Genomic DNA, 26,187 nt, shown 5'->3' with positions numbered 1-26,187 from the left:
CTGCCTCTACGTTGTAGTCTATATGTTAAATTCCGTTCTTCAGCTTTTCCTGAATTGCTGCGAGTTCTTCCTCCGCACTTGGCGACGCACTCTCATTATTACCCGCATCTGCGTTCATGTCCCTCTCCAACTGGGCAATTAATTCGTCCAAATCATCTTCCTGTGCCCCAGCACGAAGTTCTGCCAAAGCTTCTGCTTCGTTCAGCGCCTGGTTCGCCTTGTCTTCCATGGCCTTCAATGCAGCATCAGCTCTGCCCGTAGATGCATTCCGTTCGTTGGCCTGTTGCTGTGCCTTTGCATCTGCGATGCGACCTTTCAGTTCTGCATGCCTTGCTTCCAGTTGTCCCAGATCTGCAACCAATTTATCATTCATATGCTTCATCATCTTCGCTTTGGCAGAAGCACGTTCATAGGCAACCTGTAATTCGTTCAATTTGTCAGCCAGCTTCACTTTCTTCTCCAGAAAACCGCGTGCCTTATCTTCGTCTCCCGACTCCGCCGATTTTTCCGCATACCGCTGTAACTTCTTGACCTCGGCGCTACACTCATCCAATGCTCGCTTCGCCCGGCTCTCATCCGACAGCACCGCTGCCGTTTCAGCCTTCACCTGACCCAGATCACTGCTCAGGCTTCGTATATATTCATTCACACTCTTCTCCGGGTCTTCCGCCCGAGACAACATGTGGTTCACATTGGCCTTCATCACGTCTCTAAACCTCGATAAGATTCCCATTACTTGTTCCTCCTCCGAAAAGTTCATATGTATACTATAATACATGAATACGCCCACATACGTTTCACATTTCACGATGGCATGTGGAGTTACAACGATCCAAATCCGTACTATAACAACGTAATATAAGAAGGGGCGAGCACTTATAGTGTCGCCTTATAATCAAAAAAATCACTCATAATTATCAGTATCAATCTTACTCAATCACAGTTCGTTAATGAATTGCATACTTTCATCTGTGATCCGATCTTGATCGGTATTAAGGCTTTCCACCGCTGTGAAAAACACATCCAATAGCTCAACGTTGTACGTAATGCGGACGTATTCGGTTATTAACGCCACATCCTCTTCCCTCTGATACTCCAGACATGGACGGCCCTCACTCCAGAGCACCCTGCACGGGAACTTCTCAACAACATCCTTAATGATGTGATCCGGCTCAGCTACTTTATGAATGTCTCCCATATGAAATCTCCTCATTTCTCTACACTTATCTTGTGCAATTATGCATTAATTTTGAAATACATAACGATTCGGTTCAGTGTACTTCATCACATTCCACTCGGGAGAGTTATGAAGGCATATCACACAGGCATTTTGCAGACACAACAGGGCTGGTTCCCCCATAGGTGCCATTCCTTCGCAAGTTGGCTATAATAAGGGGATCAAAGTTTTCTATAAAGGCAGGAAAATTATGCGTACACGAGTTCACTTTATTGCTCCCTACGAATCGATGATTCCTATTATACAAGAGTGCATTCCTCGCTTTCCCCAGTTAACCATTCAGACAGACGTGGGCGACTTGGCAAACGGTGTGGAATTAGCAACTCAAGCTGAGAAAAACGGTGCAGAGATTATCATCAGCCGCGGTGGAACCGCCCAACTCATTAAAAAAGCAGTGACCATTCCCGTCATTGATGTGCAGTTATCGGGCTATGATATGATTCGTTCACTTACACTGGCAAGCCAGTTTAACGGCCAGACAGCCATTGTTGGCTTCTCCAACATCACCTCTGGTGCACAATCGATTATTGATCTGATGGATCTGCCCCTCAAGGTCTATACCATACATAGCTCGGAAGATGTGGCACGATTACTCTTGGAGTTGAAAGCTTCCGGGTACCGACAGATTGTCGGAGATGTGATCACCGTCAATACCGCGAAGACCTATGGTCTGGAGGGATTGTTAATCCAATCTGGCCAGGAATCCATCCTTAGAGCGATGGAGGATGCACAACTGGTCTACCGCTATTTGAGCAAAAATCATGCGATATCGATCATCTTGAATGACCTGGTTACACGGGAACATCCCAATTTACTTATTTTAAATGAACGGAATGAAGTTGTATTCGAGAACCTGACCGATTTTGAGAAAAATCCGCTGACCGATAATCACATATATCTGACCAATACCAGTCTGGAATTCCATCAATCCCACATCCAAAATGTGTTCATGGTGGACGATTACCAGCTCACGGTTAACGCCTATGAAACGACCCTGGACAACAAGAACTACAAGGTGTATATGCTGGAAAAAGGACAACCCTATGCCTTTGCACAATTCGGCATAACAACGTTCACGGACGCATCGATGGAGCCTATCGTTGCCGAATCCCCTGCCATGCAGGCGGTATTGAAGAACATGCGAGCACTTTACGAGAATCATGAACCGATCTATCTGCGGGGTGAAGCGGATTCCGGTAAATCTTTTCTGGTCAAACACATTCATCAGATGTACTCCGGTGGTGGACTCTTATTACAGATGGATCTCTCGCAAGTTCCGCCCGGTCATTTGCACAAGATACCACTCGCCAAGGTTAGAAATGTAGAGATTAACCACATGGAAACACGCATGGAAGATCCGGAGTTGCTCGCCTTTATCCAGAGTTGCCTTCAAAATCAGATTGGGGTGTTTATACTCGGGGAACAGATAATGAACCCGCAGTGGTCACTTGATCTGGAGCTTAATACAATTATGATGCCAAATCTTGCGGATAGACCAGAGGATCTGGCTCCACTGATGCAGCATTTCCTGACGGATTACTACCACAAATACGGAACTACTGCGGTGAGGATAAAAGAAGATGCACTACAACTGATCCGGGATCAGATCACGAATATGAACGTCAACCAGTTGAAACACCTGATCAAGCAGGCTGCACTCAATGAACAGGATTATGTAATTACCACGGCTACCTTGTCCCGCTTGCTGGATCAGCAACCTTCTTCAAGCCCAATGAAGTTGAACGGTACGCTGAAGGAGATTGAGAAGGAAGTTATTCAGTTCGTGCTTCAGGAGGAAAATAACAATCAATCCAAGGCCGCAGAGCGTCTGGGGATTAACCGGGCCACATTATGGCGTAAACTTAAAGATTAACTTTAAGTTTGCGTCTTTTTTATCGCCTTTATGTGTTGCATTTTTAAACAATTAATTATGTATTTAAAATTTACAATAATTTATTGTTGCTATATTAAACGATATGGGATAACATAATCCCTGCAAGCGCTTCATAAAAACGATTACTTCATAAGGAGCTACTACTATGAACATTAAAGCAACTTTAGATCGCATCCCTGGCGGTATGATGGTCGTTCCCCTGTTACTTGGTGCAACCATCAATACATTCTTCCCGAATGCCCTGCGCATTGGCGGATTCACGGAAGCTCTCTTCGTTAACAGTGCCAGTACGTTGATCGCGCTGTTCCTGTTGATTGCGGGTACACAGATTACGTTCAAAACAGCGGGCTCATCCGTCGGCAAAGGCGTTACCTTGCTGGTCGTCAAGTGGGCGATCGGTGCAGCACTCGGTCTCGTTGCCATTCTATTTGCTGACTCAAGTGGATTATTCCTGGGTCTTGCCCCACTCGCCATTATTGCAGCAATGACCAACTCGAACGGTGGTTTGTACATTGCACTCGCCGGTCAATACGGCAAAGAAGATGACAAAGCAGCCTATCCGTTCCTCGCACTCAGCGATGGTCCATTCCTAACCATGGTAGCGCTCTCCATCTTCGGTGCGATGGGTTTTGCCAACGGCATGTTTTCCCCTATGGCCTTTGTTGCGGTATTGCTTCCGCTCATCGTTGGTGTCATTATTGGTAATCTGGACCGCAATCTTGCGGAGTGGCTGCACAAAGGCAGCGACAAACTTGTTCCGTTCTTCGCCTTCTCACTGGGTATGGGAATCAACTTCTCGTCGATCATCCAAGGTGGACTTGGTGGAATCATGCTTGGCGTTCTGACCGTTCTTCTCACAGGTGGAATTGGATTTCTGTTGTTCAAAGCCATCGGCTGGAACCCTATCGTTGGTGCTTCCGAAGGTTCTACAGCCGGGAATGCGGTAGGTACACCTGCTGCCATCGTGGCTGCTAATGCTTCATTTGGCCCGATTGCCGAGATTGCTACTGTGCAAATTGCGGCGAGCGTTGTAACAACAGCCATCCTGTTGCCGATCTTCATCGGGTTCCTCTCCAAACGACTGGAGAAATCAGGCGGCGTCGAGAAATACAATCAACGACCAACCACATAAATGGGTATCACCTGAACTAATGTGCTTAATCTGTGCTTAATGGATGATCTGGACGGACTTTTTATTAAATTGTGCTTACAAGGAGGGATGACTGCATGAAATTAGCCATTATTGCAGATGATTTGACCGGTGCCAATGACAGCGGGGTGCAGCTTGCCCGTCATGGCTTGAAGACCAGTGTTCTTTTTAATATAGATGAAGGCCCTCTTACACGTTACGATGCCGTCGTCTTTGATACAGATAGTCGTTCCATATCCTCGCAGGAAGCGTATGACCGTGTATATCAGGCTGCTGAATTGCTGACAAACAACGGATTTGAGACGATTTTCAAAAAAATGGACTCCACCATGCGCGGTAATATCGGCATCGAGATTGATGCTGTATATGATGTCGTAAAGCCGGACTTTATGATGATTGCCCCGGGTTATCCAAAAAATAACCGGACGATATTGGAAGGAATCCATTACCTGAACGGCGTTCCGCTGGCAGATACTGAAATTGCCCATGATCCGAAGACACCTGTAACGATTTCCTACCTTCCGGACTTGTTGAAACAACAGACCAAGTACGAAGTTGGTGAGATCACCGTCGCCGATCTGGAAGCCGGGCAGAATCATATTCGCACCAAGCTAGAGCAGTTGAAAACAAAGAATATCCCGTATGTAATGGTGGACTCCACCGAAGAAAGACATCTTGAACTGATTCTGCAGATGACTCGCGAGTTGGAGTATACCTTTACTTGGGCAGGTTCGGCGGGCATTGCCAATTACCTCCCCGCACATTACAAGTTGGAATCCAGGGCTGAGTCACTTGATATCCCGCAGAATCCCGGTCCAATCCTAACGGTGGTTGGCAGCGTGAACAAAAACTCCCGAGAGCAGCTGCATCGCTTGATGCGCAAGTCCCGCGTAGCTTCAGTCTCCTTCCATTCTTTCAAAGCGGTATCCGCAACCGCAGACCGCGCAGAAGAGATGGAACGTGTCTATAACGAGGTTCGAGACAAAGCGCTGGAAGGACAAGATGTTGTCCTCTACTCCACCGCTGAACAGGTGGATATCGAACTGGCACGAGCAACGGGCGAAATTCGTGGTCTCAATCACACGGAAGTCAGCAACGAGATTGTACTTGCGATGGGTGAGATCTGTGCCAGACTGCTGGAAGAGGGATTGTTCAAAGGAGTATCCATGACCGGTGGCGATACGGCAAAACAAATCTGTCTGAAATGGAATATTAGCGGCTTCGAGCTGCTGGATGAGCTTGAAATCGGCGTGCCGATCTCCAAGTTTATAGGGATTGATGATCTGCATGTGATTACCAAAGCAGGCGGATTCGGTAAACCGGATGTCTTTATCCATGCGATTCAAAAATTAAAAGGGGGTATTCTCGTATGAAACCTACAATTGGAATTACGATGGGCGACGCAGCAGGTATTGGACCGGAGATTATTATGAAAGCACTGGGTCATCAAGAAATGTACGATCAGTGCAATCCACTCGTTATCGGTGATGCAAAGATTCTGGAGCGTGTGTTGCCAGTCATCGGTTCAAGTCTGAACGTTAATGCGATTCAAGAGCCTTCTGAAGCCAAGTATGAATTCGGTACTGTGGATGTGATTGATCTGAACCTCGTTCCTGCGGATCTGGAATACGGTAAAGTATCTGCCGTGGCTGGAGATGCAGCATTCCAGTTTCTCGCCAAAGCCATTGATCTTGCCAAAAAACAGCAGATTCACTCCATCTGCACCGCACCTTTGAATAAAGAAGCTCTCCATCAAGGGGGGCACCTGTATCCGGGGCACACCGAGATTCTGGCGGACCTGACGGATACGCAGGACTTCTCGATGATGTTGACCACGCCGAATCTGCGCGTTATTCACCTGACAACACACATGGGTCTGATCGATGCTATTGCGAGTATTAACCCGGAAAGAACCTACACCGTTGTGAAGCTTGCTCATGATACGTTGAAAAAAGCAGGTTTTGAGAATCCGCGCGTTGCCGTATGCGGAATCAATCCTCATGCCGGGGAGAACGGCTTGTTCGGTAATGGAGAAGAAGAAGAGAAACTGCAGCCCGGCATTGAGCGTGCGCAGCAGGAAGGCATTAACGTCGTTGGTCCACTCCCGGCGGACACACTCTTCTTCCGCGCTGGTCGCGGTGACTTCGATATCGTTGTAGCCTGCTACCACGACCAAGGCCACGCGCCGATCAAGGTAATGGGCATCGAAGAAGGTGTGAACATCACCGTTGGCCTGAAAGGTGGCATCATCCGTACATCCGTTGACCATGGTACAGCCTTCGATATCGCCGGAAAAAATATTGCCGATGATAAAAGCATGCTGGCTGCCATCCGCTCTGCTATTGAGTTGGCGCCGAAAGATCTGGTTTAGAGTAGCTTTATATAGAAGAGGAGAAGGCATTCCCTTTGTAACTTAGAGGGTTTGCCTTTTTTGTATATGGTCCACAAGTTTATAATTAAGTGAAAAGTGATTGGCTTGATCAACCCGATTACAATATGACCTTCCCAATCGCTGGTATACCGGATTTTTCAATTGGATTAACACCCATTATTAAGACAGCTGGTCTTGTTATGTAGGATGCCTATCAAACATATGCTAAACTGGTCATAGTAAACTAGAGAAGCGCAGTACTTCTTCATTAACAACACTCATCGATCGCGTAAAATTAACACATAGATTTTAAACGATAAAAAGGAAGAGATTTTATGGGAAGAAAACAATCTTTCACTGAGACAGAGCTACTGGACACAACAAAAAAATTAATACTTGAGCATGGCTACGACGGTTTTCATCTCAAGCTACTCTCACAGCATCTGTCTGGAGCCCGGAGCACGATATATCAATATTACTCTAATAAAGAAGAGATTGTTGCTGCTTGTATGAAGCGCTCCATATCAACCGTATTAGAGAATTCATTAGCCATTGATGAGACAGATCCAATGGATGCTCTCGAACAATTGCTCCTCATTTACGCAGAAGAATCTACGCTCCATCAACTTTTGGGAGATGCTAGTAAAATTAATACGACTAATTCTTCCGCAGCAGCGAGAGATATTGAATTTATTGAGAAGGCACATATGACTCTTAAAATTCAATTATCGCGCTTGTTTGAACGCGCTCAGCAGGATCAAGCCCTGCGACAAGATATTCCTCTACCTGTACTTATTGGTGTTTTTTTTAACTTAATTAATACGCCTAATATGCTAAATATCCCTACGCCTGATTGGGGGAAGCTGTTGTTTCAAATGTGGGTTGGGGGAGCCAAGAGCTAGATTTATTCTTGGATTAAATTTGACACATGTGTCATTTATATCGTTTAATTATATAAACCACGTGGCTGCACCTCTAATTTGACACATGTGTCAATAAAAAAAACGAAAGAAGGAGTTGAACAGATCATGTTTTTAGCTATGAAGGAATTAATGCATAATAAAATGAAATTTTTAATGATTATTATTATTTTCGTACTAATGGCTTGGTTAGTCTTTATTTTATCCGGTCTGGGGAATGGATTATCTACGCTAGCTGCCTCAACATTCAAAACCATGAAGGCTGATTATGTCATCTTTGAAGAAGGGTCACAGTCTTCAATGAGCAAGTCACTGCTGTCAGATCAATTGGTTGCTGAGGCAGAAAAGCTGCCAAATGTGGATGCTGCTGCACCCATGGGAAGTACGATGGCAACGGCACTGAAAGAGAATAACACCAAGAATGAAGATAAGGTAGATATAGCGATTATAGGAATTGACCCAGGAAGCTTTTTGGAACCAGCTATTGTAGAAGGTGAAAGCCTGTCTTCCGAGAACCCTACGGGTGTCGTGGTGAATTCAACCATGAAAGATGAGGGCTATCAACTTGGGAACACGTTTCAACTGGATGGAACGACGGAATCCTTGACCATTATCGGATTTGTGGAGAATCAGACGTATAATCACGTTGCATCCGTATTTACCCCAATGGCTGAATGGCGAAAGATTGCCTTCGCGGCTCCAAGTTCAGATAAAGGAATTGCCGGACCGGTTAATGCGATCATGTTACAAGGCGAGAATATTGATCCAGAAGCTATAAATAAAGAGTTAGCCAGCACAGATACAGTTACCCGAGCAGCAGCTGTACAAGGAATGCCAGGATACAAAGAAGAGAACGGTACGATTCTAATGATGCTTGCATTTCTGCTTGCGATCTCTGCATTTGTACTCGGGGTATTCTTCTATGTCATTACGATGCAAAAAACCAACCAGTTTGGCATTATGAAAGCGATAGGTGCTAGTAACCGTTTCTTGGGAAAAGCCATTATCTCGCAAGTATTTGTACTTTCGCTGACTAGTATTGTTGTTGGAATCTTGCTGACTTATGGGACAGCAGCAATTATGCCAAAAGGAATGCCATTTAAGCTGGAAACCAGTCTTGTCTTCAATTATTCTATTATCTTGCTGGTTATTGCTATGTTAAGTTCACTGGTATCTGTTCGCAAAATTACTAAGATTGATCCGCTTAAGGCGCTCGGGAGGGTTGAATAATGAGTAAGGGACTACACATGCGGGAAGTCACCATGTATTATGCCGAAGGAAACAATCGGATCACCGCGCTTGATCATGTATCCATATCCGTGGAACCGGGGGAGTTTGTTGCTGTAGTTGGACCTTCTGGTTCTGGTAAAAGTACATTCTTATCTATTGCTGGGGCCATGCTTAAAGCCTCTGAAGGAGAGGTTCAACTAAATGGGAATAACATTTCTGCACTTACTGAGAAAGAACTGTCTAATATTAGGTTGCAGGAAATTGGGTTTATTATGCAATCTTCGAATTTGGTTCCCTATTTAAATGTTCTTGATCAATTGCTCGTGGTAAAAAGAATGTCTGGCAAGGTTGGAATGCAGGATAAGGAATTTGCCTCTAAGCTGTTAGAGGAACTGGGTCTGGGTTTGAAGTTGAACAGTTTCCCAGAAGAGCTATCAGGTGGTGAGAAGCAACGGACAGCCATTGCTCGTTCTTTAATGAATAATCCCAACATCATCTTAGCCGATGAACCAACCGCCAGTTTGGATACCAAACGAGCCCATGAAGTGGTCAGTCTAATTGCACGCGAGGTGAAATCACGCCAAAAAGCAGCCATTATGGTTACCCATGATGAGCGCATGCTTGAATATTGCGATAAAGTATATCGGATGAGTGATGGAGGATTATCCCTGGCAGAATCATGAATTACTGACACATCAACATACCCGTCATGTCCTTATCTATTCATGTTATGCAAGGCTTCTGTCCAGAATATAACCACTTAAGTAGCGCTTTAGACCTGTCCATCACTACCCTCGTACATCTCATCTAGGTGCTCCATTCACTCGGGTCTCGCCCGCAAGCATCATCTTACGTTCGCTCTGTGAAGGTCTGCTCTGGCGATAGGCACTAGGTGACATACCGCTCTGTTTGTTGAAGATGCGATTGAACTGGGAGAAGCTTGCGAAACCGCACTGTGCAGCAATATCCGTAATTTTCTCCCTCGAATTCAGCAGCAATTGCTGGGCATTCCGAATACGGGTCATCTGCACATACTCCGTGAAGGTGAAGCCGGTAACCTTATTGAATTGGCGAGACAAGTGATGGGCACTTACATAAAAACGCTTGGATAACTCGTCCAAGGATAAATCCTGCTGATAATGGCTGTGAATATAAGAGGCAATGGCATACATACGCCGGGCCATCGATGATCCTGTCTCTTCACGAACGTACCCATTCTCTACCGAGTAACGATGAATCGCACACAGAAACTCAACAAATCTATGATGAATCACAACCTTTTGAAGTGCAGAAGGCTGCTGCGATATAGCAAAAATATCATTGATCGACGCGAGGACTTCCTTGCGTCTTTCTTCTGTAAATCGGAATATCGGGATGGATTCATCAAAAATCGAAAACAGCTCATTGTAATCGCTCTCAAGACCAGGTGTATTACGTGGCATGGCAAAGGTGATCATCAATCGTTTCGGCGGGGCACCCTTCGGATATTGCGTTTTATGCAGCAAAGAAGGTCGCAACAGCACGATATCATAAGGTTGAATCTCGTACAAACTGCCTTCAATGATGTGCGCAGCCGTGCGATCCAGAAGAATACAGATTTCATAGTAATCATGGAAATGCTGAAATTCCATATTCAGTTCATGGGAGCGCTCGTCATAATCCAGATGATAAAAAAGCGAATCTCCAGGCTGGTTCACATGGATCGCATATCCCTGCTCGTATGCCAAAACCGATTGTGTCATGAACATGCCCCCATCCTGGTTCTAATGAGTTTATTTTAGCATGAAATGCAATAAAAAGACGTTATTTTCAGCATACAATACGTAGTTTCGCCCATTTCTCTTTTGTTATGATAAAGTTGATATGTTAGCGCTTGCAGAATTCTTGCTCCAACGACGACTACAGCCTGTACTTACTACAAACCAAGGTGGGAAACCAACATGAAAATGAATTCCTTGTATACTCGGATCCATACCATTGTTAAACACTTGGAACGTGCACGACTAACCTCAAAGACATATATCCCTGAGCTTTATCATAAAGAAAGTGGTTACCACTCCTGGGAACTGGTGCATGAGGACCCTTCCTCCTGGAACGTATTCCGTAAGGGTGATGGCTGGGGTGGTAAAGATGTACACAGCTGCTTCAAAACCCGCATTCAAATCCCGGATCATCTGGAAGGAAAAAAGGTCGTGTGTACCATCGTCACTGGTGCTGACGACATCTGGAATTACGATAATCCGCAATTTCTGGCATTCCTCAATGGGGAATTGATCTGCGGTCTGGATGTGAATCATACGGAGATTGACTTGACTCCATCCGCGGTGAAGGGCGAAGAGTTTGAACTGGCATTATATGCATATTGCAGTACCTCTGCCGCGGATGTTTTTCTGAATGTATATATTGCCGAGCATCATCAGCAAGTCTCCGATTTGTATTATGATCTCAAGGCTGCGCTAGATGCTGCGGATCTGCTGCGTGAGGATGATCTGGAGCGGCTGAAGGTAGTCGAACATCTGAATAAAGCCGTGAATCTGCTGGATTTGCGCCAGGAAAACAGTACAGAATTCCATGCGTCGGTGCTGGAAGCGCGCCGATATCTACAAGATCATGTCTATGGTGATATCCGCCCTGCCGGTGATCACATCCCTACCGTGCACTGTATCGGACACACGCATATCGATGTGGCATGGCTGTGGACGCTGGATCAGACTCGGGAGAAGGTCATTCGCAGCTTTGCGAGTGTACTCTACTTGATGGACAAGTTCCCAGAGTATACCTTCATGTCCTCTCAGCCCCAGCTATATGCATACCTGAAAGCAGACTATCCGTCCCTATATGAGAAAATCAAAGAAAAGGTGGCCGAAGGCCGCTGGGAAGCGGAAGGTTCAATGTGGCTGGAGGCCGATTGTAACCTGATTTCGGGTGAATCCATGATCCGTCAGATTATCTACGGCAAACGTTTCTTCAAGGAAGAATTCGGTGTGGAGAACCGTGTGCTCTGGTTACCGGATGTATTTGGTTATAGTGCAGCGATGCCGCAGATTATGCGAAAGAGCGGGATAGATTATTTTATGACGACCAAAATCGCCTGGAACGATACAAACCAGATTCCAAACGACACGATGTACTGGCGAGGAATCGACGGATCAGAGGTCCTGACCCATTTCATCACAGCAACAGACTATGACAAACACCCTGATTTCAGGCAGCGTCGCTACGAAACAACTTATAATGGACGATTTAATGCTTCGCAAGTAAAAGGCACGTGGCAGCGATACCAGAACAAAAATATCAATGCAGATGTGTTACAGTGTTACGGCTTCGGCGATGGGGGCGGCGGTCCAACCGAGGAGATGCTAGAGCACGGCAGACGGCTTGAAAAAGGTTTGCCAGGCGTACCCGACGTGAAACGTACCTTTGTACGCGAGTTTTTCGAGAAGCTGGAGCAAAATCTGGCGGATGTTCCTTCCGTTCCCAGCTGGTCGGGTGAGCTGTATCTGGAGTATCACCGGGGTACCTACACGTCCATGGCGCGTAATAAACGGTACAACCGTCATAGCGAATTTGCACTGGCCGATGCCGAGCTGTATGCCATGATTCATCGTCAGGCGAATGCACTGGCAACCTATCCAACCGATGCACTGGAGCATGCATGGAAGCTGACGATGCTGAACCAGTTCCATGATATTCTCCCGGGCAGCTCCATTGAGCAGGTATATGTGGATTCCCAGGAGCAATATGAAGAAGTTCTACGTGTCACGGATGAGCTAAAAGACAGTGCACTTAACGGCATCGCAAGCCGAATTACATCTGATGGGGAAGCCATTGCGGTATTTAACACCACCGGATTTGTACGGACGGATGTGGTTGAGCTGCCTGCTTTTGCGAGAAAGGTAACCGTCTACGATGGAGATCACCCTGTACCAAGCCAGCGGACTCCCGAAGGCGGACTTGTGTTCCTTGCAGAGAACGTGCCTGCATCCGGGTATAAATCCTTCCGAATCACACCAGATCTGACAGACGAGCTTGTTGCGGGCGTATCGGTTACACAGTGGGAAGCAGATCGGCGCCACATCCATACACCTTGGTACGATATTCACCTGAATGAAAGTGCCGAGTTCACATCCGTATGGGACAAGCTGGAGGGCCGTGAGCTGCTTCAGTCTGGCAAGCGTGGTAACGTGCTGCAAGTGTTCGAGGATCGACCTGCGGAATACGAGGCATGGAACATTGACGATTATTATGAACAGCATATGTGGGAGATTAATGACCTGCAGTCGCTGGAGTGGGTTGAAAGTGGGCCGGTACGTTCCGTGCTTCAAGTGAAGCGACAGTTCCTGGACTCGGTCATTGAGCAAACGATCATCTTCTATGCGCACACGCGCCGGATTGATTTCCGTACGTTTGTGGATTGGAAGCAGGAGCATTTGCTGCTGAAAGCCGCTTTCCCGCTGGATATCTGGAGTGAAAAGGCCGTCTACGAAATCCAGTACGGCAACGTTGAGCGTGCTACCCACCGTAATACGAGCTGGGATCAAGCCCGGTTTGAAGTATGCGGGCAGAAGTGGGCCGATCTGGCGGAGAACGGGTACGGTGCTGCTCTGCTGAACGACTGCAAATACGGATATGACATTCATAACTCGGTGATGCGACTGTCACTGATCAAGAGCGCAACGTACCCGAATGAAAATGCCGACAAAGAGCAGCACGTATTCACCTACGCGCTCTATCCACATCAGGGCGACTTCCGTGAAGGACGTGTCATCCAAGCCGCTTATGATCTCAACCGTCCGCTGGTTGCCCGTGAAGTAAGGCCACAAACCGGTACGTTGCCGGGAACATGGTCACTTGCATCGGTTGATCAGGATAATGTCGTGCTGGAGGTTATCAAAAAAGCCGAGAACAACGATGATATGATCATCCGAGTCTACGAAGCACATGGCCGCCGCAGCCGTGCTTCCCTGCAATTGCCTGAAGGAGCAGGTGCTACGGCGTACGCATGTGATTTGCTCGAGAACAACGAAGCGGAATGCGCCGTGGAAAATGGTCGAATTTCGTTTGATATCAAACCGTATGAGATTCTGACCTTCCGTATCCCAAAAGCGTAGCGGGCACATTTACAAGTAAATATGTTGCCGTAACCGTTCATATTACGAGTGCTTCTTGTCATTACTGACAATGGCACTCTTTTTCTTTTTTACCACGTCCTCTATTCCTCTGCACACAAAAACACCCCCGGAATATCATCGATAGAGCCGGCAGGCTTTACCATGTTTATTCACAGGGGTTTCTGATCACCAATAGTAGATTATAGAGCGACCAACTTAGCCATCGGCTACGTCATCCTTAAAATTCTTCGTACTCGCTTGGGTCCTGATCCCACAAACGTCCATCCGGACGATTAAATGCAGAGATGACCTGCATCTCTTCTGTGCTCAACTCAAAATCGAATATATCGATATTTTCCTGCTGATGCTGCAAGGAGCCAGCTTTCGGAATGGGAATGGAACCCAGCTGAACATGCCAGCGCAGAATGATCTGGGTTGGCGTTTTGCCATGCGTTTCCGCAATCCGAAGAATGTTCCCATCCTTCAGAATATCCTGTACGGCATCATTGCCACGTCCAATCGGACTCCAGGATTCGTTCACGATGCCATGCTTTGTATCCTGTTCCCGCTGATCGGCTTGGTCAAAGAACGGATGCAGCTCAATCTGATTCAGACTCGGCGCTATCCCCGTTTCCTTAATCAGCCGTTCATTGTGCTCAGGCAGGAAGTTGCTGACTCCAATGGATCGGATATATCCACGTTTTTTGGCTTCGATCAGTGCTTGCCATGCCTCAACATACATGTCCTTTTTCGGATTGGGCCAGTGAATCAGATACAGGTCGTAATAATCCAGATCCGCTCTGTACAGGGATTCCTGGATCGCCACAAGTGCTTTATCATGAGCGTGATAACGCCCCGGAAGCTTCGAGGAAATGAGCAGATCTTCTCTGGCGATGGAGCTTTGTTTAATTGCTCTGCCCACCGTTGCCTCATTCTCATAGTTATACGCCGTATCAATTAATCGATAACCCGCATCCATTGCGGACGCGATCGATTTAACGCCTTCTTCACCTTTTAAACTATAGGTACCAAATCCAATTGCAGGCACTTTCAAGCCATCGTTCAATGTATATTCCGGAATTCGATGATTCATCTGAAGACTCTCCTTTGCAAAAGGTATACGAACAATATGGAAAAAATAATGCCCCTCTCCGTTTATCTACCCCTCCATACGCGCTTGAATCAATTGGAAGTTAACACTCCGTTTTAGTCGGATGACGGCTTTCTCGTCTTGCTCTCATGAAAGGCAGTCTCCTTTTCATTCAAACGAAGAGATGGGCGTGGCCGATAACGGTTGATTGCCTATAAAGTTCTTAATAGCCATAGCAGCCTGCTTATACCCGCCAGCATCGCGTAACGTTTTCCCAATAACCTCAGCCTGTTCCTTGTAGGAGGCATTGCCGAGCACTTCTAATACTGCGTTTCTAAGCACATCGGGTGTAAGGTTATTTTTGTCCACGATGACACCTGCTCCCAACTCCTCTACCCGACCTGCTACACGCGGCTGATCCGATGTTAACGGGAGCATGATTAATGGTACAGTGTAATACAAAGCTTCGCTGGTACTGTTCATGCCTGCATGTGTCAGAAAAGCATCTACACACTGCAACACTTCCAGTTGAGGGACATAGGGTCTTATGATGAAATTGTCAGGAATGAGATCAGCAATGGGCTCTATATCGGTATCCTTCCCAGAAGATAATATAAACTGCACAGGCAAATCACGAAAGGCCGTAAAGCAAAGCTTATAAAACTCGAGATCTTTATTTAAAATGGTTCCCATCGAAATATAAACGACCTGCTTATAAAGAGCATGCAGAGATTCATTTGCAAAAGCTGGCGCATCCTTACGAGGAATAATGGACGGGCCAGTGAACACAAAGCTGTCGTCCAGCTTGTCCCCCATGGGTTGAAAATAACGGCTTGTATACACAATCTTCAGTTGTCCTGAATGCCCTGAAATTTCCGCCAGGGAAGGTACAGCCACATCGAACTGGGAAGCTATTTGCTGGGACATTTCCACGATGCTGTTATATAGCTCCTTGACCTCCTCCGTATCATCCTTCAGTTGATTGTCTGATCCAAGAGGCTCCACAAAAACAAAGGTGCTGGTTGAGCATACCGTTGGTATACCTAGCTTCTCACCTAGAATTTGTCCGCCCCAGCCGATTAAAGAATCAAAAATTAAATAGTCATAGGTTTCATTTTCGATCAGATTCAGAACATCCGGAATAAACCGTCGAATTATTTTTTTCAAAATCATATATAAGAATTGGTACGGATGCTTGATTTCAAATGGCTTCATATTGGGGTTGTTGAGCAGGGTTGCCTCGTTGAAGGAGTAAGCTTTAAATTGAGCACCTAACGCTTCAATCTTCGTCCGGTATTTTTCAGTACAACAATAGACGACCTCATCTCCGCTCTCTATCAACTCCTTGATTAACCCGAGCGACGGATTGATATGCCCTTCTGCAGGCATCATCACAACTAACACACGTGCCACGAAGCTCACCTCCATCAAATTTTCCAATAATCAAAGCGGTACATTGTATATCCATATGATTGAGAAGATAAAAAAATAGAATATGGAAATCAAACCCATATAAACATACTATTAATTATTTCCATTTTTGTAAATAGTAAATATGTCACTTTTTAAATAAAAAAAAGCACCTTTACGGTGCTTCGGATCTCAATATCCGCTCGAATATTGTTTATCCTCTTTCAGTTGCACAATGTCATGTCCGGTTGGATTCTGGAAGGCCCGTAGTCCAAATGTTGACGCCACCGCGAAGATATGGTCAAATATATCCGCCTGAACGTTCTCATATACACCCCAGTTGATATCATTGCTGAAAGCATAGATCTCAAGTGGCAGTCCGTTATCTCCTGGTGCTAGCTGTCTCACGATCAACGTCATATCCTTATGAATTTTCGGATGATTCCTCAGATATTGATGGATGTATTCTCTGAATACACCGACATTCGTAAGCTGTCTGCCATTTACAGTGCTTTCCGTATTAATGTGATGTTCCATGTTGTATGCATTGATTTCATCTAATTTTGCCGTGACATAATCAGTCAGGTAGTGGATTTTCTCAAATTCAGCCACCATCTCTTCCGTACAAAAACGGATACTGCTGATATCAATATAGATACTCCGCTTAATCCTTCTGCCGCCGGACACCTGCATGCCTCTCCAGTTACGGAACGAATCCGAAATGAGGGCGTAGCTTGGAATCATCGTAATCGTTTTATCAAAATTCATAACCTTTACCGTGTTCAATGTAATGTCGATGACGTCACCGTCCGCATTATACTTTGGCATCTCGATCCAGTCACCAACGCGCACCATATCGTTCGACGATAGCTGTACACCGGCCACAAGGCCCAGGATCGAGTCTTTGAATACGAGCATTAATACTGCCGATAATGCCCCAAGTCCACTGAGGATAATGAGCGGGTTCTGTCCGATCAGGCTGGAGATGACGATAATGCCCCCGATTATGAACAGGACAATCTTGGCTACCTGAATGTAACTCTTGATTGGGCGAATCTTCGACACCTCATAGGTACGATAGATATCATCGAAGACATTCAGCAGAGCATTCAGAACCGTAATCATGATGACAATCATGTAGGTCATTGCTGCTTTTTCAATCAAAGCCTGATAGGGCGGGAAAATATAAGCAGAATAATAGATAATAATGGCCGGTACGAGATGTGACAGCTTCTGAAATAAATTTTTCTGCACCACGATGTGGCCCCACTTGAAACGATTGTTACTCACGATACGATGCACCGTCTTCAGTACCACTCGCTTGGCAATAACATTCGCCATTACCGAGATTAACGCGATAAAAATAACCATAATCACATTCGAAAGGTATCCAATGGAAGGTCCACTCATGCCGAGTTCTTCTAGTTGATTTCTGATAAAGTCCATTGTTTCCTCCTGACATAATCTAGTTTAGCCTATTATTATAAAGTAGTTTGAGAGGGCAAGCAAAGTTTGTGCTCCCGCTCCGTTCTTCCTATGTATTATATATATTAAAAAAGGACCCTGTCATTCAAAGAATGATGGGCCCACTTGATTATGTCGTCTTTATATCATGCTCACGAGAAATGTCTAACAACTCACTCACCGTCACCAGACGGTACCCTTCCGCGACCAGTTCCTCCACTAGCACACGAACCGCCTCCACCGTCTGGGAACGATCCCCGTACCCATCGTGGAATATAAGCACGCTGCCAGGTTTCACCACAGATCGGGTATGCTCAAGAATGTGCTCAACACCGGGATTGTCCCAATCCCTCGCATCACCGTTGACCGCACCAATCGTACGATATCCACGCTCCGCCGCAAGAGACAATATATCGTCGTTTACGCCAAAATACGGCGGGCGGAAGCAGCGGGCAGGTTGCCCCGTAACTTCTTGAACCAAATTTTCTGCGCGTTGCAGCTCCTCCCCGGCTTCCTCCAGCGTCAACTTGGTCAGATCTGGATGCGTGTACGTATGGTTGGCAATCTCATGCCCTTCACGATGCACCTCCACCGCAATCTCCGGGTGGTTCTCTATCTCTTGGCCAATCATGAAAAACGTCGCCTGCCCACCGGCACGCCGGAATATCTCAAGCACTTGAGGTGTATAGACCGGATGCGGCCCATCATCAAACGTGAACGCCACAACCTTTTCCCGAACTGACTCCTGCTCTACCATCGCGATATTGACCATAAATAATGACCCCTCTCTGCAACTGTCTGCTACATACTCCCTTATTATTCCATGACCACAGGCTCCGGTCTAGTCCAGAGATCACACCTTGCGAAATCCCGATCAACCCGATATCCACCAGAAAGAGAGCACAGCGAGCGAGCAGCAAGCCCTTCTACCGCCACGCCCTCCAGTCCAGCCTCCAGCTAACCTTTAATTGCACCTGCGATCATACTCTTCTGCACCTGTTTGTTCAGCAGCAGATAGATGATCACCGTTGGCACCGTCGTAATCATCAGTCCCGCACCAATGATACCCCATTGCGTAATGTACGTTCCCACCATCGACATCATACCCACCGTCAATGTCTGGTAAGCCGTGTTATTGATAAACGTAACTGCAAACATCAGCTCATTCCAGCAGGACAGAAATGTGAAGATGGCTACCGTTGATATAGCCGGGGTTACCAGAGGCAGGATAATGGAGAAAAACGTCCGGTATATGCCGCAGCCGTCGATAACCGCCGACTCCTCCATCTCTCTTGGGATACCTTTGAAAAAACTGCCCAGAATGAATACCGCCATCGGAAGGCCAAATGCCACATAGGGAATGATCAGAGACCAGTAACTGTTGAGCAAGCTCAGATTCTTCAAAATAATAAACAATGGCAGCAGCGCCGCATGAATCGGCACCATCATGCCCAGCAAAATAATCGTCATCGTCAACCCGCTGAGCTTCCAGTTCATTCTCGTGATTGCGTAACCCGTCATGGAGGACAGGATCAGTACCAAGACAATGGAGGCCGCAGTAACCAGCACACTATTCATAAAATAGGTCAGCACATGGCCGTCGGACATTGCTTTGGTGTAGTTGCTCCACAAAAACGCTTTGGGCAACCCGGCCACATCACCGCTGAAAATCTCACTGTTATCCTTCAGGGAAAACAGCGCTAGCCAGATGAGCGGGTAGATCTGCACAATCGCGACGAGGATCAGAAACGCTTGCAGGAACACTTTCCCGATCGGTCCGGAGATGGACCTCGGCTTGGGCTTTTTTTGCAACATGACTTCTACGGTACTCATGCCTTATGCCTCCCTCTACTCCGTTTTGAACAATGAATTAATGAGGATCGTACACACCAGACACTCCACAATGATAAAGACCGAGATCGCACTGCCATATCCGTACCGGAACGTATCAAAAATGGTAGCGTACATCAGCGTGCTTGGCACTTCAGTGGTGTAGAACGGCCCGCCGCCAGTCAGCACATAGATCAGGTCAAACACCTTGAATGCACCGATGACCGAAAAAACAAGACTTACCTTCAGAATCGGCTTCATCAGCGGGATCATGATGGACCACGCCGTGCGAATACGGGAAGCACCATCCATTCGAGCAGCTTCGAGCACATCCTGAGACACGGACTTCGCACCTGCATACATCAGCAGCATGTGATACCCCACGTACTGCCACAAGGTCGGAATAAACGATGCTGCCAGGGCGGTGTCCTTCTGCCCCAGCCAGTCCTGTGCCAGGCTGGATAAGCCGATACTTTGCAGCAGCACATTCAGCAGGCCGTAATCGGCATTGTAAATTTTTGACCACAACTGGGCAATAACCACCGTCGAGATCAACACCGGGATGAAATACACGGTCCGGTAGAAACCTTCACCCTTGACGTTAGACGCCAGAATCAGTGCGAGCACCAACGAGATCGGCAGTTGAATGAACACCGAAGCACCTGCGAATAACAGGGAGTTTTTGATCGAATTCAGCACCCGGGTATCCTTAAACATCTCTACATAGTTGTCCAGGCCGATAAATGTACCCCTGCCTACGCCGTTCCAGTCCAGCAGACTGTAATAACTGGAGACAAAGATTGGAATAAGCACAATGCCGCAGAACAGAATCAGGGTGGGCAGTACAAAGACGGCTATCGTGCCTTTATTGGAAAATACAGAGTTCATTGTTGTTCTCCTCTCAAAGGCGTGACCGGGATATGCCGGACCACGCCTTGTTTGGGTTCATCTTCATGGTTAGAAACGGTAGCATTGCAAGCTCACGAGCATACACATGTAAGGATTGCGCGCATATTAGCCTGCGCGATCTACAGGCTCAGCTCTGTTGGTTTGAGCTGTGCCATCTGTTTGCAGAACTCCTCCGGTGTTACATCTCCGGCAAGCAGCTGGGCGATCAGGTTTTTGTGCGCTTCGGCAGACTCCGCTGGCAGAATGTTATCCCACCACGCGATGAATGAGGTCGCTGTTTTCATAATATCTGCCGCAGACAGATCAAGGGAGGACAGGCTGGACGTGTCGAGTGCATCTGTTTTCCAGCTTGGCAGGCCGGCTCCAGCCAGGAAACCTTGCGTACCAAGCTGTTCGCTCAGATACATGAGGAATTCCACGGCTTCCTTGGAATGTTTGGTATTCTGGTTGATGTAGAAGCCATCGACGGCTCCGCCGAAGATTTCGGTATTTGTGCCTTTGCCATCTTCAAATACCGGGAACGGAATCACTTTCACTTTGCCTTTGACAGCGGAGGACGGGTCCTCAATTCCTGCATTCACCCAGTTGGCCTGGAACATCATCGCGCCATTGCCTGCATTAAATGCCCCAAGCATCTCGTCATAGCTCATGCTAAACATACTGCTGTTGAACGCTCCTGCTTGTGCAAGCTGCTGCATTTTAGTCGCGGCGGCTACAAAGTCGGGCGAATCCCACTTCGACGGATCTTTAAAGGCTTCCATCACCGCAGCATTGCCTGCCTGACGCATCGCAATAATGTCGTACCAGTACATGCCCGGCCAGCGGTCCTTCTCTCCAATCACAGCCGGTGTGATTCCTGCCGCTTTCAACTTGGAGACTGCATCCAGTAGTTCGTTATAGGTGGTCGGAATCTTGGCACCCGCCTGCTCGAACAGTTCCGTATTCACATAAAGGTTGGCGATATGTGTGTACACGGGCAATGTGTAGATTTTGCCGTCCATATTAATGGCCTCAGCCATTCCCGGACCCATTCGTTCTTTGATATCGTCCGTCAGGTAACTTGAGATTTCCAGCACATTGCCGGATTTGATGTACGGCTGCATGAAGCTGCCGCCGCCCATGCCATAGAACAGGTCTGGCGCCTCACCAGCCGCAATCGATGTTTTGACTTTGGTTTTATACTGTTCTCCTGTCGTGCCCGTACGTTCAACCTGGATGTCCGGATGCTCGCTGTTCCATTTCTCAACAATCTCGGGCAGCAGTTTGGCCGAAGGATCGGTATTGCCAACTGATTGATCCCATAGCGTCAGCTTGATCTTTCCATCGCTCTCCCCCTGTGTACCACCGGACGAACCGGTTGAACATGCCGCCAGACTGATTACAATTCCCAGAGTCAGAATTAGACTTGCTGATTTTTTTAATAGCGCTTTCATCTCTATGGACCTCCCTATGTGTTTTAGTTGGTTCTAGCCCATATTTTAGGCGAACTGTGCGTTGTTCTCCATTTAGAAAACAGGCATCGATTTGTAATATTCGAACATATGTGGAATTGGAGAGGGGGGCGCTCACACCTTCTCTACACTCCCGGGTTTACATCTCGTTTTTCAGATTTTTACATTCCGATACTCATTCATGGATCGGCCAATATGTTTTTTGAACAAGACGCTGAAATAATGTGGGTCCGGGATGCCTACCTGCTGCCCGATCTCATACCCCTTTAAATCGGTCTGCTTCAGCAGTATTTCAGCCTTTCTCATACGAAGCTGCGTCATATATTCCACAAATGTCTGCCCGGTTTCTTTTTTCATCAGCCGCCCCAGATGGCCCGAACTTACGTAAAAAGCAGCCGCGGTGCTGGAAAGCCCCACTTCCGCATTGCCCATGTTCTCTTCAAGATAAGCCATCACCCGGTCGATCAGATTACCTTCCTTGGCCTGTCGCTTAGCTTGTATGGCATCCGATACCATACGGACGTGCTGCTCCAGCATGCTTTTTATTTCAGGCAGATGACCTGCTGTAAAAATGGCCGCAATGGCCTCTTTGTTCAATGCGTGCTCTCCCTCAAGCTGCTGCTCTATGGCAGCACGCTGGCACTCCGTAACCACATCCATCGCTGCCATCCGAAACTGTGAAACGTCCGAGAACGGCACAGACAGCATACGCTCCAGCAACAATACGGCTTCTTCCCCCGCACCAACACTGACGTAAAATTGTAGTTGTTGGAGCAGCTGAGCATCCGAGTGGTACGGCCTTTTTCCGCCTTCGATGACCAGATCCTCGAAGCAAATAACCTGATTTTTCCCCACAAACGCCTGATAATCGAGTGCACGACAAGCTTCCCGGTATCCCACACAGGCCCTTCCCCATCCTGAGTGCCATTGCCCAATCCCTACGGTCACATCAACTTCACATCCTTCGAGCTTAAGTGTATGTTGAAGTTCTTCCTGAAGCTGCTGCACCTGATTGGCAAATTCCGTATCCGCACCAAGCGAGAGTACAACTATCCGGTTATGCGGGTCCATGACGATAATCGTTTGCGAATCCTGGGGATAAAAAGCTTGCACCTGCTTCATGCCTACCATTCGCAGCAGAATATGTATTTCCTCGGCAGTATGTGGATGGGCTTCTGTCTGATGCTGGCTTAATTGGGGCTGACCGTGTTGTTGGGGTCCTCGATGTGCTACATGTGTTTGGAGTGTTTGGGGTGTTGGTTGATATGGTTCGGACAGATGTTGATATACCTCTGGTGCAGCTATCTTCGCTTGCGGTACAGCAACCTCCACCTCCATTACTGCAATGCGCAATCCTGGTTCACCAGACGAGATAGGTATGCCGAAGAAACGCGCCTTCTCTTGTAGTTCATCCTCAGGTATCACATCACTTAACCATTGATTTACAAATCGCTCCCTGAGATAAGGCAGGCTCTGCTTCATCTCCTCCCGCAGCTTCATCAGCTCGTACTCACGCCCCATCTCCTGCTCGATTGCCACTCGCAGCTTCGCCGTAACCTGTAATAATTCAGAAGCACGAATGGGTTTCAAAATAAAATCGGATATGCCCAGCTTCACACTCTGACGAGCATATTCAAATTCATCATGTCCCGTCACAACCACGATTTTTAAGTTCGGGTAACGCTCCATGAGGATGCCGCTTAGTTCAATGCCGTCCATCTTGGGCATATATATGTCCGTGAACACGATGTCTGGACGTAACAGCTCAACCTGATTCAAAGCCTCTTCAGCATCGGAGGCCTCTCCAATGATACTCATGCCTTGCTGCTCCCAATCGATACGCATGCGCAGCAGATTTCGGATGAGGTACTCATCATCCACAATCAATACCTTTAATGGTTCCACAGTTAATTCCATGATTCATCGGCTCCCTTCGGGATCGTTATGATAATGGTGGTTCCTTTTCCAACCTCGCTCTGCAGCTTAAGTCCATCTTCTCTGTCATAAAAAATGCGAAGCCGCTCCATCGTCCCCCACAAGCCAAAGCTTGGATTGTGTTTAGAGTTATAGGTAGGATTAGAAGTATTAGATGAGTTAGAACGGTTAAACATGTTCATTTCTGTTCGTTGAATCTGCTGCACTTCTTCCTCGGACATGCCGACTCCGTCGTCAGTGATCGTTAGAAGTACCCCCTCCTTGGATCGACGAGCTTGAATGCGTATCGTGCCTAGGCTGCCTTTGGGACGAATACCATGATACAGTGAATTTTCCACCAGCGGCTGGAGCACAAGCTTGGGAATCATCACGCGTTCACAATCTGGAGCAATATCGTACTGCACCTCAAATACATCGGGGTATCGCACCTGCTGGATCGTCAAATAATTGCGTACAATCTCAACCTCCTCGTGCAGCGTAATCAGTTCACGGCCTTTGCTGACACTCAGCCGATAATAACTTCCGAGCGCTTCTAACAGCTCACATACCTTATCGTTCATACCCGACATTGCCAGGGAGGTAATGGAATCAAGTGTGTTGTATAGAAAATGCGGCTTGATCTGCGCCTGAAGTGTATTCAGCTCCGCTCTGCGGATCGTCTGCTGCTCCTGAATGATGCGTTTCAGCATCTGGTCAATCTGCTCAATCATCTGGTTGTATCCTCCATATAGCTGTGCAAATTCGTAGCTGTTCAGCTCAACCGTCACTTTGCGGAAGTTGCCGCTTGGCGCTTTCTGCATGGAACGAAGCAGCTTATGAATCGGCTTAATGACGCTGCGCGAGATGATGAATGAACTGACAAAAAAGACAGTTCCGTTCACCGCAAGTAAGATCAGCGCAAGCAACACCATAGATTTATTGCGGGTATCCGTAGCTCGGTACGGACTCATGCTGATGAATTTCCACTGATCATCACCAGCCGAACGATAGGTCACAGCATATTCCTGACCACCCGATTGCAAGGTGATGAAGCCGGAGGATTGCTCTTGAAATGTTTGTTTTAACTTGAGCTGATTGGCCTCTAACATCTCGTGCATTCCTCCCTGTCCAGAAGCGGCAGACATGGATTCATCGGATACAGCAGGCACGGCTTTCTTTCCATCGGTTGCGTTCGTTGCGATCACCCGCTGATGCTCATCCAGAATGGCGACCTGAAATGAATCCGGTGCAGATAGGTTAGCATAGGCTTGAGCGATGGATTTGCCCTTGATGTTCATGACCAAAAATCCAAGCGGAGACGTATCATCCAAATCTCGAATGAGACGAATAAACGAAACCACCTCGTGCCCATCATTCTCCCCCGTCGTCGAGACTCCGCTGTCGTTGTTGCCACCATTCAGCCTGAGCAGATATCTTCCGTTATGCTTCAGTGCCTGTTCGTACCACGGCGCTTCCTTCACATTCACTTCCATAAACGTGGGCCATTCCTGTGTACCAACCGAGAATCGGTGCCCCGAATTATCGTAAATATATACTGAATCAATAATTGGAACCGCTTGCATAAGATTGGTCAAATATGCGCTGACCTTGGACTGTGTCTGTAAATTGGAGTACACGTTGCCCTGCCGCAGCAGGTTCTGCAAGTTCGGATCGGAGAAAATCATTTTCGAATAATTGTTCACGTTCTCGATCATCAGATTAACGTTGGTCTCAATGGATGTAATTGTCTGCAGTGATGCTTCATTGATCTTTCGTTGCGCGTCATTTTCCGAGATTCGATTCAAAACCAACGCACTAAACGCCACCGTTAGCAGAATAATGACAAAGTAGGCAAACGGAATTTTAAAAGCGAGTGTCTTGGGCTTGCGTTGAATGAACGCTTTGAAACGGGGAGTCCAATTCGTCTTCATTGCGCTGGTGTTCGCTTTTGCATTTGCGTTTGCTTCTGCATCGCTCTCAATATCTGATTGGGCTGTTGCTTTCACTTCTATTTTTCATCCCCTTCTGTTACTTCTCTTGCTCCTTCATCTGTTGTTGCATCTTTGGCTCTTTGATTCACTGTGACCCTCCTTTGGTTCCGATGTGTGATGGGTTTATCGGTTGTGATCGGATGACCTGTTGTGATATCCACCACTCTCTCGGATTTTATACAATTGTATATTATAGGACTGTGCATGGAGGAGGC

General features: G+C 47.0%; 20 protein-coding genes. 8 read left to right on the top strand and 12 right to left on the bottom strand.

Going from position 1 to position 26,187, the window contains the following annotated elements:
* Positions 1 to 25: 25 nt before the first annotated feature.
* Positions 26 to 733 carry a PspA/IM30 family protein gene (locus MKY66_RS01100; RefSeq protein ID WP_076210214.1) on the bottom strand — a complete coding sequence of 236 codons (708 nt, stop codon included), beginning with the start codon at positions 731 to 733 and terminating at the stop codon, positions 26 to 28.
* Positions 734 to 937: 204 nt separating this feature from the next.
* Positions 938 to 1,198, bottom strand: coding sequence for a hypothetical protein (locus MKY66_RS01095; RefSeq protein WP_076210212.1), 261 nt, complete (start codon positions 1,196 to 1,198; stop codon positions 938 to 940).
* A 229-nt stretch (positions 1,199 to 1,427) separates the two neighbouring features.
* On the opposite strand from MKY66_RS01095, the gene MKY66_RS01090 reads away from it, so the two are divergent.
* From MKY66_RS01090 to MKY66_RS01060, 7 genes are all read left to right on the top strand, one after another.
* A complete protein-coding gene (locus tag MKY66_RS01090) occupies positions 1,428 to 3,110 on the top strand; it encodes a sigma-54-dependent transcriptional regulator (protein ID WP_076210210.1) in 1,683 nt (560 codons plus the stop codon).
* Between the two features lie 166 nt (positions 3,111 to 3,276).
* Positions 3,277 to 4,263: a 2-keto-3-deoxygluconate permease gene (locus MKY66_RS01085; RefSeq protein WP_076210208.1), complete on the top strand. Its 987-nt coding sequence runs from the start codon at positions 3,277 to 3,279 to the stop codon at positions 4,261 to 4,263.
* Positions 4,264 to 4,358: 95 nt separating this feature from the next.
* The gene (locus MKY66_RS01080) at positions 4,359 to 5,654 is read left to right on the top strand and encodes a four-carbon acid sugar kinase family protein (protein WP_076210206.1); all 1,296 of its coding nucleotides are present in this window, start codon (positions 4,359 to 4,361) and stop codon (positions 5,652 to 5,654) included.
* Entirely contained in the window at positions 5,651 to 6,652 is a 1,002-nt protein-coding gene (pdxA, locus tag MKY66_RS01075; protein WP_076210204.1) for a 4-hydroxythreonine-4-phosphate dehydrogenase PdxA, read from the top strand. Before MKY66_RS01080 ends, pdxA begins: the two co-directional genes overlap by 4 nt.
* 335 nt (positions 6,653 to 6,987) lie before the next feature.
* On the top strand, positions 6,988 to 7,554 hold the full coding sequence (locus tag MKY66_RS01070) for a TetR/AcrR family transcriptional regulator (protein WP_076210202.1): 567 nt from the start codon (positions 6,988 to 6,990) through the stop codon (positions 7,552 to 7,554).
* Positions 7,555 to 7,680: 126 nt separating this feature from the next.
* Entirely contained in the window at positions 7,681 to 8,802 is a 1,122-nt protein-coding gene (locus tag MKY66_RS01065) for an ABC transporter permease (protein ID WP_076210200.1), read from the top strand.
* A complete protein-coding gene (locus MKY66_RS01060; protein WP_076210198.1) occupies positions 8,802 to 9,485 on the top strand; it encodes an ABC transporter ATP-binding protein in 684 nt (227 codons plus the stop codon). The genes MKY66_RS01065 and MKY66_RS01060 overlap by 1 nt, the downstream gene beginning before the upstream one ends.
* A gap of 120 nt (positions 9,486 to 9,605) precedes the next feature.
* Here MKY66_RS01060 and MKY66_RS01055 read toward each other — a convergent pair whose 3' ends face one another.
* Positions 9,606 to 10,544 carry an AraC family transcriptional regulator gene (locus MKY66_RS01055; protein WP_076210196.1) on the bottom strand — a complete coding sequence of 313 codons (939 nt, stop codon included), beginning with the start codon at positions 10,542 to 10,544 and terminating at the stop codon, positions 9,606 to 9,608.
* 198 nt (positions 10,545 to 10,742) lie between these two features.
* Here MKY66_RS01055 and MKY66_RS01050 point away from each other — a divergent pair, with 198 nt between their 5' ends.
* The gene (locus MKY66_RS01050; RefSeq protein WP_083657000.1) at positions 10,743 to 13,913 is read left to right on the top strand and encodes an alpha-mannosidase; all 3,171 of its coding nucleotides are present in this window, start codon (positions 10,743 to 10,745) and stop codon (positions 13,911 to 13,913) included.
* Between the two features lie 238 nt (positions 13,914 to 14,151).
* Here MKY66_RS01050 and MKY66_RS01045 read toward each other — a convergent pair whose 3' ends face one another.
* From MKY66_RS01045 to MKY66_RS01005, 9 genes are all read right to left on the bottom strand, one after another.
* Positions 14,152 to 15,006, bottom strand: coding sequence for an aldo/keto reductase (locus MKY66_RS01045; RefSeq protein ID WP_076210194.1), 855 nt, complete (start codon positions 15,004 to 15,006; stop codon positions 14,152 to 14,154).
* 165 nt (positions 15,007 to 15,171) lie between these two features.
* A complete protein-coding gene (locus MKY66_RS01040; protein ID WP_076210192.1) occupies positions 15,172 to 16,416 on the bottom strand; it encodes a macrolide family glycosyltransferase in 1,245 nt (414 codons plus the stop codon).
* A gap of 189 nt (positions 16,417 to 16,605) precedes the next feature.
* Positions 16,606 to 17,859, bottom strand: coding sequence for a mechanosensitive ion channel domain-containing protein (locus MKY66_RS01035; RefSeq protein ID WP_076210190.1), 1,254 nt, complete (start codon positions 17,857 to 17,859; stop codon positions 16,606 to 16,608).
* A gap of 148 nt (positions 17,860 to 18,007) precedes the next feature.
* Entirely contained in the window at positions 18,008 to 18,649 is a 642-nt protein-coding gene (locus MKY66_RS01030) for a polysaccharide deacetylase family protein (protein WP_076210188.1), read from the bottom strand.
* Positions 18,650 to 18,834: 185 nt separating this feature from the next.
* Complete coding sequence (locus MKY66_RS01025) at positions 18,835 to 19,710, bottom strand: carbohydrate ABC transporter permease (protein ID WP_076210186.1); 876 nt, start codon at positions 19,708 to 19,710, stop codon at positions 18,835 to 18,837.
* 15 nt (positions 19,711 to 19,725) lie between these two features.
* Positions 19,726 to 20,595 (bottom strand): sugar ABC transporter permease, encoded by an 870-nt coding sequence (locus tag MKY66_RS01020; protein ID WP_076210184.1) that lies wholly within the window; start codon positions 20,593 to 20,595, stop codon positions 19,726 to 19,728.
* Positions 20,596 to 20,735: 140 nt separating this feature from the next.
* A complete protein-coding gene (locus MKY66_RS01015; RefSeq protein ID WP_076210182.1) occupies positions 20,736 to 22,049 on the bottom strand; it encodes an extracellular solute-binding protein in 1,314 nt (437 codons plus the stop codon).
* A 171-nt stretch (positions 22,050 to 22,220) separates the two neighbouring features.
* On the bottom strand, positions 22,221 to 23,984 hold the full coding sequence (locus MKY66_RS01010; protein WP_076210180.1) for a response regulator: 1,764 nt from the start codon (positions 23,982 to 23,984) through the stop codon (positions 22,221 to 22,223).
* Positions 23,975 to 25,987: a sensor histidine kinase gene (locus tag MKY66_RS01005; RefSeq protein ID WP_076210178.1), complete on the bottom strand. Its 2,013-nt coding sequence runs from the start codon at positions 25,985 to 25,987 to the stop codon at positions 23,975 to 23,977. The genes MKY66_RS01010 and MKY66_RS01005 overlap by 10 nt, the downstream gene beginning before the upstream one ends.
* Positions 25,988 to 26,187: the final 200 nt, after the last annotated feature.

Origin of the sequence: Paenibacillus sp. FSL R5-0766 (assembly GCF_037971845.1) — a bacterium.
Taxonomy (GTDB): domain Bacteria; phylum Bacillota; class Bacilli; order Paenibacillales; family Paenibacillaceae; genus Paenibacillus.
Note: the sequence above shows the minus strand (reverse complement) of the source record. Positions and strands in the feature narration are given on the sequence as shown.